Source organism: Pelatocladus sp., assembly GCF_059505505.1.
Window position 1 is genome coordinate 23524 of record NZ_JCACKS010000246.1, and the last position, 11559, is coordinate 35082.

General features: G+C 40.3%; 12 protein-coding genes. 6 read left to right on the plus strand and 6 right to left on the minus strand.

The annotated features are described in order from the left end of the window. The first annotated feature begins 177 nt into the window (after positions 1–177). The 3 genes from AC5JMK_RS25100 (at position 178) to AC5JMK_RS25110 (ending at position 2370) form a co-directional block, all read left to right on the plus strand. A complete protein-coding gene (locus AC5JMK_RS25100; protein WP_096675498.1) occupies positions 178–1110 on the plus strand; it encodes a Ycf66 family protein in 933 nt (310 codons plus the stop codon). A 63-nt stretch (positions 1111–1173) separates the two neighbouring features. Further along, complete coding sequence (locus AC5JMK_RS25105; RefSeq protein ID WP_096675499.1) at positions 1174–1734, plus strand: TolB family protein; 561 nt, start codon at positions 1174–1176, stop codon at positions 1732–1734. A 108-nt stretch (positions 1735–1842) separates the two neighbouring features. Then, complete coding sequence (locus AC5JMK_RS25110) at positions 1843–2370, plus strand: TolB family protein (protein WP_096675500.1); 528 nt, start codon at positions 1843–1845, stop codon at positions 2368–2370. A gap of 95 nt (positions 2371–2465) precedes the next feature. On the opposite strand, the gene AC5JMK_RS25115 is transcribed toward AC5JMK_RS25110, so the two are convergent. After that, the gene (locus tag AC5JMK_RS25115; protein ID WP_495911257.1) at positions 2466–3470 is read right to left on the minus strand and encodes a succinate dehydrogenase/fumarate reductase iron-sulfur subunit; all 1005 of its coding nucleotides are present in this window, start codon (positions 3468–3470) and stop codon (positions 2466–2468) included. A 1431-nt stretch (positions 3471–4901) separates the two neighbouring features. On the opposite strand from AC5JMK_RS25115, the gene AC5JMK_RS25120 reads away from it, so the two are divergent. Both AC5JMK_RS25120 and AC5JMK_RS25125 read left to right on the plus strand, forming a co-directional pair. Further along, positions 4902–5336 carry an AbrB family transcriptional regulator gene (locus AC5JMK_RS25120; protein WP_096675502.1) on the plus strand — a complete coding sequence of 145 codons (435 nt, stop codon included), beginning with the start codon at positions 4902–4904 and terminating at the stop codon, positions 5334–5336. Between the two features lie 481 nt (positions 5337–5817). After that, the gene (locus AC5JMK_RS25125; RefSeq protein ID WP_096675503.1) at positions 5818–6693 is read left to right on the plus strand and encodes a CPBP family intramembrane glutamic endopeptidase; all 876 of its coding nucleotides are present in this window, start codon (positions 5818–5820) and stop codon (positions 6691–6693) included. A 1-nt stretch (position 6694) separates the two neighbouring features. Here the strand turns inward: AC5JMK_RS25125 and AC5JMK_RS25130 are convergent, their stop codons facing one another. The 3 genes from AC5JMK_RS25130 to psbQ all read right to left on the minus strand — a co-directional run bounded on the left by AC5JMK_RS25130 (position 6695) and on the right by psbQ (position 9328). Further along, positions 6695–7549, minus strand: coding sequence for an alpha/beta fold hydrolase (locus AC5JMK_RS25130; RefSeq protein ID WP_096675504.1), 855 nt, complete (start codon positions 7547–7549; stop codon positions 6695–6697). A 65-nt stretch (positions 7550–7614) separates the two neighbouring features. After that, entirely contained in the window at positions 7615–8730 is a 1116-nt protein-coding gene (locus tag AC5JMK_RS25135) for an NAD(P)/FAD-dependent oxidoreductase (RefSeq protein ID WP_096675505.1), read from the minus strand. A 130-nt stretch (positions 8731–8860) separates the two neighbouring features. Beyond that, a complete protein-coding gene (psbQ, locus tag AC5JMK_RS25140; RefSeq protein ID WP_096675506.1) occupies positions 8861–9328 on the minus strand; it encodes a photosystem II protein PsbQ in 468 nt (155 codons plus the stop codon). Between the two features lie 421 nt (positions 9329–9749). Between psbQ and AC5JMK_RS25145 the strand changes: the two genes are divergently transcribed. After that, positions 9750–10181 (plus strand): Tery_1686 family protein, encoded by a 432-nt coding sequence (locus AC5JMK_RS25145; protein WP_096675507.1) that lies wholly within the window; start codon positions 9750–9752, stop codon positions 10179–10181. A gap of 36 nt (positions 10182–10217) precedes the next feature. Here AC5JMK_RS25145 and AC5JMK_RS25150 read toward each other — a convergent pair whose 3' ends face one another. Further along, positions 10218–10676: a YbhB/YbcL family Raf kinase inhibitor-like protein gene (locus tag AC5JMK_RS25150; RefSeq protein WP_495911258.1), complete on the minus strand. Its 459-nt coding sequence runs from the start codon at positions 10674–10676 to the stop codon at positions 10218–10220. 44 nt (positions 10677–10720) lie between these two features. Then, positions 10721–11386, minus strand: a complete 666-nt coding sequence (locus tag AC5JMK_RS25155) for a phosphoribosyltransferase (protein ID WP_096675508.1) — start codon at positions 11384–11386, stop codon at positions 10721–10723. Between the last annotated feature and the right edge of the window lie 173 nt (positions 11387–11559).

Genomic DNA, 11559 nt, shown 5'->3' on the forward strand with positions numbered 1-11559 from the left:
AAACCAGTAGCTTTTTAGCTTTGGGTAGTTTGTAGAGACGCGACTGGCAAAGCGTACGGTTGTAAATAGCACGGCGCAGCCTTTAATGTCGCGTCTCTACAATATATTTAGTGACTTGTTAAAGTAGAGATTTAAATACCAACTCGCTAACATAGATTTGATATTAGGAAAAAAACAATGGTAACTTTTTGGCTGAACTCAGCCAGTGTTCTGGCTCAAGTCAATTTTGGGGCGAACTCAGCCAGTCTTCTAGGAATTTTCCTGGCGATCGCTGGAGCTGCTTTGTACTTTCTCCGCACAGTGCGTCCAGAACTCTCGCGAGATCAAGATATCTTTTTTGCTGCTGTGGGCTTGCTCTGCGGCTTTATTCTTATTTTCCAAGGATGGCGTCTAGACCCGATTCTACAATTTGGTCAGCTACTTTTGGTAGGCTCAACAGTATTTTTTGCGGTGGAAAGTATTCGGCTACGGGGTATTGCAACTCAGCAAGCAAAACGTAACACTCCTATTGTGGATGATGAGCGAGAAGTTAGTAGTCGATATCAGTATCGGAAAAAATCTCCCTACAAAGCTGAGGTGGACGCAGAATTAGATTCCCTACCTTACGATGAAGAGTATGAAGATGAACGTCCACGTCCCCGAATATCAAGTAGCAGAGAGAACCGCTCATCACGTGGTGATTACGGTGATTATTATGAAGATGAACCCCGTCGTTTAGAACGTCGCAGTAATAGTGAGAGATCGGAACCCAGCGACAGAACAAACCGTCGGCGTAGTAGTTCGCGTCCAACTAGTCGTACTAGCGATCGCCTAGACGACGATTGGGGTAATACTACTTCTAAAACAGATGATGATTGGGATACCCCGACAACTAGAGAAAGAAGACCTTCTCGACGGGAAACTAATGGTTCTTTCAGACCTGAAAACCGTGGTGATGATGTTACAGATAGCACACAAAAACCACTCAGAAGACGGCGTCCGCGCAATAACGCAGAATCTCGACCTGAGCGTCAAGATGATGATGTCATCTCTACTGATTATGTAGAATACAAGCCGATGAATCGTTCAGAAAACGAATCAGATAATTCAGTGGATTTCGATGATGTTTAATTGGCACTCTCCTCTTATAAACTAAGGTGGAGGTTGCAAAAAAGATCACGAAAAATAGTTAAGGTGAAAAAAATTACACCTGGATTTTGGCTCCAACGAAATTGTGTTTGGAGTCTGATTTTTGGTTTAACAGGTTTGCTTGTAGCCTGTACTCCTGACAATATTCCCATTGGCTCGACCTCTCTCAACAGTCGCTACACTGAAGAGCAACCGAGCTTGAGTGGAAATGGCCGTATTTTAGCCTTTGTATCAACCCGTAATGGCACTCATCAGATCTTGCTGTATGACTTACAGCAGCAAAGTTTTTTACGTACATCGCGCTTAAATCGACCAGGGACAATAGTTGAAAGTCCTAGTCTCAGCTATAACGGACGCTACATAGCCTACATAACCAGTGACCAGGGTAGGCCTGTTGTGGCACTTTATGATCGCGCTACGCAACAGTCGCAAATCCTCACCCCCACATACAGGGGTTGGGTAAGAAATCCCAATATTAGCCCGGATGGACGCTATGTAGTTTTTGAAACAGCTAGCCGTGGTCAGTGGGACGTGGAAGTACTAGACCGAGGGCCAGAAATTGAGTTAGATATTCCTAATGGTGCGGCTGTGGCTCCTCTACCTTAGAGGATAATGGAGGGACAAAACAATTCAAAATTCACACATTGACAAGGGAGCAGGGACAAAGGAGCAGGCAGAGGCGGAGAATAACCAATGACCAATGACCAATGACCAATGACCAAACACTATATATTTATTCCTATAGTTACATTAACAACTTTATTAACTGGCTGTGTTGGCTATCCCCGTCTTTTGAGTTACCCTTTCGATCCTGGGGGTAGGAGTCTCAATAGTCCTGCTTCGGAATTAACTCCGCAAATTTCTGGAAGATATATTGTCTATACTTCTGACCGACGGGGTAGCCAAGATGTATATATGTTTGATACACTTGCTCGCAATTTGATTGATATACCTGGTTTAAATGCTTTTGATGCGATCGCCTCTCATCCCAGTATTTCTGATGATGGTCGTAGTATAGTTTTTGCTGCTTCTCGTCAAGGTCGAACAGCCATCTTTTTATATGACAGAGAAACAAGACAATCACGCAATTTGACTGCTAACTTGCAAGCAGAAGTCCGCAATCCGACAATCAGTGCCGATGGTACTAGAATTGCCTTTGAATATAGTAATAATGGACAGTGGGATATTTTAGTCTATAACCGTTCTGGACAGCCTTTAAATATACCCCAAGATCCACGCTAGGGAAGGGATTGGGGAGAGACAAGGAAGACAAGGGGAATTATTTACCATATTATTCTTCCCACAATCCCCTTTCCCCTTTCCGCTTTCCCCGATCCTTATTCCTTATTCTCTTCTTCCTGTATCGCCTCAATCAGCGATCGCACTTGTTGAGTCCCTTGGGAAGGTTCAAATGAAAGGGGAAATTTACCCTTAGCAAGCATCCGCAAACCCAGGGGTGCAATACCAAGCAATCCTCTCAAATCCCGAAAATAGTTACCGACTACTTGTAAACTAAACTTTCTTTCGTCAATCCAACCACCTGCTTTGACTAACTCTACTAACACTTTGCGATGGCGAATTGAACGACTGTCGCTTTTTTGTTTGTGGGTGAGAATTTCTTGTTTAATTTTGGTGATTTGATCTAAGGGAGCAACATCCATAGGACATACGCTGTTGCAGTAAAAGCAACGAGTACAACCCCAAACACCTTGGGTATCTTCGTTATATTTTTCTAAGCGGTTTTCTGTTTCAGTATCACGGTTATCGGCTACCATTCGGTAAGCTTTGGCAAGAGCATGAGGGCCAACGAATTTTGAATTGACTTCAAAAGCATTGCATTCAGAAAAGCAAGCTCCACACATAATACAATTGCCAGTTTGATCAAGGCGCGATCGCTCTTCTGGTGTTTGTAAGAACTCTCTTTCTGGTACTTGTCTGCTAGCTGTACTCACATAAGGTGCGATCGCCTCTAGGTTATTCCAAAAATCGTTCATATCCACTACTAAATCTTTAATTACAGGCATATTACCGAGTGGAGCGATCGTAATTTCCGGAATAGCATTTCCCTTACTTGTGTGTGCTGCTAACTCTTGCAATCTAGAAATTTCACTGCCAACATTTTCTTTACAAGCAAGAGCAGAACGTCCGTTGATTCGCATAGCGCAGCTACCACAAATTGTATTGCGACAATTTTTGCGAAATGCTAAAGTTCCGTCTTGTTCCCACTTAATTTTATTGAGGCAATCAAGGATTGTATTACTTGGTTCTACCTGTAAAGAGTAAGTTTGTACGTTAGCAGAAGAATTATGTTGCTGTCGAATTACCTTAAAAATTACTTCCATATCTTACCAACCTAAATCCTGAAATTATCACATTTACATAGGAAAGAGACTTTTACAGAAGTCAAAAAAGGGTATGGACTACACCAATTTGTGTCTACAGCAGTAAACAGTAGAAAGCAAAAGGGGGGTAAGAATGAATCAATCAAATCCCTTTACTATTTAATCTTGAGCCTTTTACCTTATAATTCTTAACTTTTACCCCTAACGAAACGAGGTTGATCCAACAAGCTATGCTCTAACTAGTCCTATTTTAAAGCTAGCTGTTAATATGCTGATCATTAAATTGTTACTCATTATATAGTTCCAGAATAAGCATAAAAATTCTAGTTGTAGAAGCTCAATATGGGATTATAGACACTTTTGTCAACTGCTACACCCCATTACCTATAGAATATAACTTTATATTGACGTTAACAGAAGTCAATCAAACTCTTACGAAAGCAACTTTTGCAAGATTTGGTAAAGGCGAAGACTAAAAGGTTCAAGGAATTTTATTTTCCTTTACCCTTTTACCGCATTTCTACAAGAAGTCAAATAAACAGCTGTACAAATTCCTCCTTTCGTCGCAAAGTGCTGTTTTTTGGTTATCTAGAATTGTTATAGCTGCTGATGAACATGGTGAGATAATTAATAAGCAGCATAGTACTCTGAAAAATTTTATCTAGTCTCAATCAACAAACTCGATCATCTAACTCTCTGGTCAAAACTCCTTGTCTATATTAGATGAATTTTTATAAAATCCATACATCAATACTCACAACGGCAATAAAGCGGGAGGAAAATCCTCACCGCTTTTTGCCTTCCCAAGATAAAGGATATAAGATTTAAAGTCTAGCAATAAGTTTAATTCAAACTTAAACAATTATTTTGCTATTATGATCGCATGTTAGTATTTAATATAAAATTACGAAGTAACAAAACCAGTCCAAATAGCCGATCAAGTGCGGCTGATGCTGCTTTGTTTATTCGTGATGGCCAGAGATGAAATTGATTCGTCTCCATTGGCAGGATAAAAGAGTGTATGCTCAACAACCTTATGACAATACTATGCTGTTCTAAGCTTGAGGTAAGCATAAGGAAATTCTTGCTAATTCTTGAGTCTACGGCTGATTAAGTAGTGGAACTCGACTCGTTTGTAAAGATGGCTTAAAATTACACCGTCGCCATAGCATCAGCAAAGAAAATATTTCGTTTTCGATGGCAAATGATGGTTAAATGTGCCGTAAAATTACCCAAATAAATACCTCCAACAACTGGGACTCTAATAAATTATGGGCAACCATAAAATATGATCTTGGCTGATTAGAAGTAGGAGTTTGACATTTTTCTGGGTTTGTCAGCAACTTTAGTGGAAATCACCAAAAGTCAAATGCTGAAACAGAGAACTACACCTTTGAATAGTTTGGAGAGAGTAAGGAAATTTTGAGCGTAATGACTGAAACTGCAACCGCACCATTAACCGGAAAAGCACTGCTTGCAAAAGTCAAAGAGCTTTCCAATCTACCACGTCGAGAAAGAGCAAAACAGTGTGGCTATTATACTGTTACGAAAAATAATCAGGTTCGTGTAAATCTGACTGATTTTTATGATGCTTTGCTATCCGCTAGAGGAATTCCCTTAAGCCCAGAAGCACCAAAAGATGGTCGTGGTCGTGAACCGACTTATCGAGTTAGTGTTCATCAAAATGGTCAAATTGTCATCGGTGCAACATACACTAAAGCAATGGGTTTAAAGCCAGGTGATGAATTTGAAATTAAGCTAGGATACAAGCACATTCACCTCATTCAAGTAGATAGTGACAAAAAAGAACTCGAATCAGATGAAGACATTGATATAGAGGAAGATGAGATTGAAGAAGAAGAGTAAATTTTCCTAATGGTAGGGATAAAGTGAAGAGTGAAGACTGAATAAGTTTTCCCCTTGGCAAGTCATAAGGAAGCATCCCAAATGTTCAAAAAAACCGCCTGCGATTGAAATCGCTAAAGTCTACTTAAGCAGACTGTTTGATTTATTTGAGTCTTAGTCGTATTCATACGACTTGTGCTATTAGCTAAGGGTTTAAACCCAAGCGCGGGACATTGAAAAATGAAAAAATTGGGATGCTTCCAGCAATAAAAAGTTTGGTAGCGTTTAAATATTTTTTAGATAAAAAATCAACGATTAGACCTCTTGCAGAAGTTACCAAATTTGATAGAAGCTTAATTAAATAGAGAGAAAAGCAAAAAAGCAAGTAGTATTAAGGGGTAAACAAAAGGCGATCGCATCGCTACTCCTAGTTACAAATTGCTCAAAATCGTGAAAGCTTTCTCTCCACAAGTGATAAATTTAGGATTGCGAGAAGTCTGTCGTGTTTTTTTATCCAATTTTGATAGCCTCCTTAAAGTCATCACTCTATAATTTGCAATCATTTTTGGAAAATGCACCAAGCTTGATTGTAGTGATGGCTTTTTTTATTGCTTGGGGTGGATGTTGGTTCCCGATCGCAGCTTTGTTATCTGTGTTCCTCAATTGGAAACCCAACCAACCCTTAAAATCAGAGCAGAAGTTACCTTTATTATTGTCACTTTATTTATTCATACCTTTTGTTTTTTGGCTGATCACTTGGCTGACGAAAACATCTGTCTCAGATTACGGCTTTGTTCTTAACATTTCTATCCTAAATTCCGTTGCCCTGGGTTTTAGTTTAGGTATATTGAGTTTAGCAGTGGTTTTTGCATGTCAATTTTGGCTAGGATGGTGTAATTTTGAATACACTAATATCAAGCAACTTCCATCTATTTTGCTACCTATTTTCTTGATAGCTTTATTTGTAGGTGGTATTGAAGAATTAGTTTTTCGGGGATTTTTATTTACAGAATTAGAGCAAAATTATCCAATTTGGCTTGCAGTAATCATCTCTAGCTTGATATTTGCTGTATTGCATTTAGTTTGGGAACAACAGGAAACAAAACCTCAACTTCCCGGACTATGGCTGATGGGGATGGTGTTGGTGTTGGCGCGGTTTGCTGATCGCGGTAAATTGGGTTTAGCTTGGGGATTACACGCTGCTTGGATATGGGCGATCGCCTGTATAGATACAGCCCAACTTATCAATTACACCGACAAAATCTCAGAATGGGTGACAGGTAAAAACAAAAAACCCCTAGCAGGATTAGCAGGGATAGTGTGTTTACTGCTAACTGGGGTAATTCTCTGGTTTGGTTATCACCTGAATTTTATCTGACTTATTGCTTTTCTTCAGCACGACGCACGAATGGTAACAAATCTTCTAAGATAGTTTCATGGTAATGCTCTTGTGGATAATGTCCAACATTATTTAATTTTACTAATTCTCCATTGGGTACAGATTTAGCAAATTTTTCTGCCATATCAATTTTCAACCACGGATCAATCATTCCCCATTGAATTAATATTGGTTGTTGCCAATCTTTAAAACCAGTTTCGATTTCGGACATGGCTTTTGTGAGTTGCAAATTGCGAATTGTTGCCAGAAGAGCGCGTCCAGCAGCAGACGTTTTCAAAAATGGTTTACGGTAAACATCTAAATCTTTGTCTGTAATAACGTAACGACTACCACCTTCTAATGTTCTGTCTACTAAAAGAGGGTCTTGAGTCATCATGTCACCTGCAAAAGGTAGACCCATTTGTTGAATCTTCCAAGGTAATTTGGCAGTGCTAGAAATTGGTGTATTGAGTATAGCTATATTGGCGATGTGTTCTGGATGACGCAAGGCATATTGCAGCCCCACAGAACCTAAAAAACCTTGGACAACTAAAGAAAAATGTTCTAATTCTAAAGCTTTAATCAATCCTTCTAATGCTGTAATAAATACATCGGGAGTGTAAGCAAAATCTCTTTTTTCGGGTTTAGCAGAAAAGCCAAAACCAATCCAATCGGGTGCGATCGCTTTTGTTCCTTGTTGTGCTAATGCGGGTAAAATGTTACGCCAGCTATAGCTTTGAGAAACTAAACCATGTAGCAATACAACAGGTAATAAATCAGTTCTACCAATTGGTTCTGCTAGTCTGTAAAACCATTCTCGTGAATCTACGGTAATTTTATGTTCTGTTAAAGACATTTTTATTAAAAATGCAAGAGCGTAATTCAAGGACTAAAGTCCTTACTACAAACCTATGTTTTTTTCTAATTAGAAATTATCATCTCACGAATCGCGTCAGCTGTTGCGGGTGCTAGTAAGATACCGTTGCGATAATGTCCGGTGGCAAGCAGGACGTTACTAAAGCCTGATAGTTTTTCTATGATCGGGGCGGGGTGTCCTTCGGGTCGGGGACGTAAACCCGACCAAGTGCGGATAGTGGTGGCTTTTGCTAAATCTCGACAGAAGGCGATCGCTTGTTGTTTGACAGACTCAAGCAATTCTGTGTTGGGTGGTATCTCATGACTACCGTTTGTGGGAAACTCAACCGTTGCGCCTACCCAGTAATCTCCATCACCAACAGGAACAATATGCACATCATTACCAGTGATAACTGGCTGAAAATCGGGATTACCCAAACTATGTCCTAATCTCAGTTGCAAAGCTTGCCCTAATACAGGACGAATGTCAACCATCTGGTTTAATTGTGCTGATAATGCTGATGAACCAAGTCCAGCAGCAACTACAAACCAATCTGCTGTGAAATTTCCTTCTGTTGTCTCGACTTGCTGACAAATATCCCTTTGCTGAGATGGTGGAGTTATGCCTAAAACATTCACACCAAATTTAAAGGTAACACCATTCTTTTGAGCAGCTGCAACTAAAGCCAATGTTAGGGCTGTGGGATCTATTTGACGATCTTGAGGAGAATAAACAGCGCCAATGAGATTTTTATCTTCTATCTGCGGACAGATATTTTGTAATTTAGCAGTATCCCAAATTTCTAGCTGATAACCTTGAGTGTGGCGAATTTCAGTTAGTTTTTGCCATTGTGAGATTTCTTCATCTGCTACAGAAGAATCTGCATTTCTCGTCAACAGCATAAGAATTCCTTGGCGGTTAAAAAGAATCTTGTGATTTGTCAGTTCCTCTAATTCTGGAATCAGGCTTTCGTAGCGTTGAATGCTAGTCTGACGCATCCGCCAAGCTTTTCCTTTGACTTTGTGACTGATGATGCCCATTAAAACACCCAAAGCTGCTCCTGTGGAAGCTTGGGCGGGTGGTTGTTTGTCTATGACTGTGATCTTTAATTGCTTGACTAGACTCAGTTCATAGGCGATCGCAGATCCAACTGCACCACAACCAATAATAATTACATTCATGATTTTCTAAGAAGGGATTGGGGATCGGGGATATGGAGCAATAATGAGGACTGGGAATAGAGAATTAAGGATTAGGAACTAAGCAATATTCTTCCCAATCCCATATCCTTAATCCCCGATCACCTATCCATTAACCAGCTTCTGCTGACGTGCTTGCTTCTGGAAGCAAATCAAGGAATTTGTCAACATCTACAAATGCAGCTTTGGTGTTACTCAAAGCTTTCAAGGAATTAGCAGATTCAGTAGCTTGATCGATTTGAACCAGATGGTTAAACAAATCTCTAGCTGCTTGACGTGCTTTCGGTTGATCTTGAGGCAAAAGGTTAGGAATGATGTAAGTCATGTTTAGCCTTGCTTCTGCCATTGGGCCATGGATAAAATTACCAACGTTTACCCAATTGTTATTTTGGATCAGCCCTTTGAGTTCGTCAGAGCGATCGCGCACAGTTTCGATTTTAGGCAGGTATCCCTGAATTTTCTCAATCTGTGTGGGGGTATAGGTTGGAGGTGCTGTGGCTACAGTCGGGCCACCACAGCTGATCAGAAATGTTGCTAAAAGAACTAGGACTAGTGACAAGAGTGAGCGTTGACGCGCCATAAACTAAACTTATGTATTACCGATTAACAGTGTCACTCTAGTAGTTTCAGTTTGACAATGTCAACTGCTTAAAAAGCAATCTTACTGCGTGTGCAGCTACTCTCATCCTTACTAATTTGATGGGACGACCTGATGCTTTTTCATTTTAGATCGGAGCGCGTAACATCTTATTCTGATTGACAAGGGATTTTGATGAAATTATTTTTTATCTTAAAACCTTGAGTATAATTACTTAAATAACTATGCTATCTCAAACTGAAATCTATATAAACTATATAAACATGTCACGAAGATGTAATTTGGAATTTGCCAAAAATATAAGGATATTGATAAGCTGAAATTCAAATTTCAAGAGCCTTCTGGCGGTTTTGATTTTGTCGCATCGTCCATTAACAAACAGAATTTGGAGGTGGGTGTTTCCGTGAATGCAGCAGAAATGGGAACTAACTTAGAATTCGCCAGCAAGATTGCAACAGTTGTTAATTTATTTAAATTTGAGTTTCCCGATGCTAGATCTGATCTTAAGCCGTGGACAAATGATCCACAAACCAGAGAGTTAATTGATCCAGATTCCATAGATATTGGCTTTCACTTTCCTGGAGTCAGCAAATCATGGCGTAGCCGCAGTATCTTGATTCAAATCCGTTTTTATCAAGATCCCGTAAATAGTGTACGTCGGGCAATTGGTGTGGAAGCAGCAGGATTTAGCCACTTGGGTGAACAGTGGCGAATGTCAACGGTAGAAAATTGGAATTTTGTTGGTGCAACTCAGCCTTCTGAAGAAGTATGTGAAAAGCTGAAGCATTTTTGCAGGCAGGTTTTAGAGTTGTTTAACAAACAAAGTGATGTCTAAATCCTTCTGTTGTAAATGATATTGCAAAAGCTTAAGCTAGCTCTGCCTAGCGTATCGTCCCATTAACTCGACAGCTTCGAGAACATGACCTTCTATCGCTGCTAGGACATCTGCTTTGCTAGCTCCGGGTGACAAATCTAACATTTGATCCAGCGCATAGAGTTTGAAGAAGTAACGATGAGTGCCACTAGGTGGACAAGGGCCGCCAAATCCCAATTGACCAAAATCATTTTTCCCTTGCATACCACCGTCAGGTAATGTGGGATGATTGACAACACCTTCAGATAAATACTCAATATCAGCTGGTAAATTATAAATAATCCAATGGGTAAAGGTTTCCTTCGGTGCATCAGGGTCTTCAACAATTAGAGCATAACTGACAGTAGCATTTGGTGGACTATCCCAACTGAGGGGAGGAGAAACATTGTCACCATCGCAGGTGTATTGGAACGGAATGGAGTTTCCAGTAAAAAACGCAGGACTTTGAAGATGCATAGATTTAACTCCACTAAAAAACACAGGGAAATGCTAAATACAGGTTAACTACTAACCATTGACTGTTGATTGTTATCGCTGGCTCGTTTGAGTAAATCACGAACCTCTACATCGCTTGTCTGTGGAAAGTCTTGATACCAAAGACCAACACTGTAAAAGGGATCGGGTGTTTCTAGGCACACAACTTCATCTACCAATGCTTGGATTTCCTGACAAGCTTCAGGTGATGAAACTGGTACGGCAACTACAAGGCTAGCAGGTTGCTGTTGTAGCAATGCCATCACCGCAGCCCGCATTGTTGTACCTGTAGCTAGACCGTCATCGACTAAAATCACAGTGTGTTCACGCAGAATAGGAAAAGGGCGATCATCTCGATAAAGATGCTCCCGTCTTTGTAGTTCGCGCTGTTCTTTAGTAGCAACCTGGTCAATTACATCTTGGGACAGATCAAACATTTGGACTACTCCATCATTGAGTACTCGCAACCCACCAGAAGCAATTGCTCCCATCGCCAATTCTTCATGTCCAGGTACACCCAATTTGCGGACAACAAAAACGTCCAGTGGAGCATTGATTCTACGAGCAACTTCAAAAGCAACAGGTACGCCACCACGTGGTAATGCCAATACAATTACATTTTTTCGAGTAGCATAGGCTGCTAGCGGTGCAGATAACAGTCGCCCTGCTGTAGTTCGGTCTTTAAATACCATAGTTTTTTCACCCCCTCCTGACCGACAACAAATATACGGTTTCGCTGTTGCCGTAGGCTAGAATAGGGAACTCGCTTTAGCTTTATATTTAAGTCTGCGATACCATTTTTTGATAGTTTTATAGCGTTTACCGGTCTAATGAAGTACATTTATTAAGATAAAGCTGTGCATCT

What these genes read in the sequence shown, in the direction of transcription:
- AC5JMK_RS25100 (WP_096675498.1), top strand. Translation starts at nt 178, where the DNA reads ATGGTAACTTTTTGGCTGAACTCAGCCAGTGTTCTGGCTCAAGTCAAT.
- AC5JMK_RS25110 (WP_096675500.1), top strand. Translation starts at nt 1,843, where the DNA reads ATGACCAAACACTATATATTTATTCCTATAGTTACATTAACAACTTTA.
- AC5JMK_RS25115 (WP_495911257.1), bottom strand. Translation starts at nt 3,470, where the DNA reads ATGGAAGTAATTTTTAAGGTAATTCGACAGCAACATAATTCTTCTGCT.
- AC5JMK_RS25120 (WP_096675502.1), top strand. Translation starts at nt 4,902, where the DNA reads ATGACTGAAACTGCAACCGCACCATTAACCGGAAAAGCACTGCTTGCA.
- AC5JMK_RS25130 (WP_096675504.1), bottom strand. Translation starts at nt 7,549, where the DNA reads ATGTCTTTAACAGAACATAAAATTACCGTAGATTCACGAGAATGGTTT.
- AC5JMK_RS25135 (WP_096675505.1), bottom strand. Translation starts at nt 8,730, where the DNA reads ATGAATGTAATTATTATTGGTTGTGGTGCAGTTGGATCTGCGATCGCC.
- psbQ (WP_096675506.1), bottom strand. Translation starts at nt 9,328, where the DNA reads ATGGCGCGTCAACGCTCACTCTTGTCACTAGTCCTAGTTCTTTTAGCA.
- AC5JMK_RS25150 (WP_495911258.1), bottom strand. Translation starts at nt 10,676, where the DNA reads ATGCATCTTCAAAGTCCTGCGTTTTTTACTGGAAACTCCATTCCGTTC.
- AC5JMK_RS25155 (WP_096675508.1), bottom strand. Translation starts at nt 11,386, where the DNA reads ATGGTATTTAAAGACCGAACTACAGCAGGGCGACTGTTATCTGCACCG.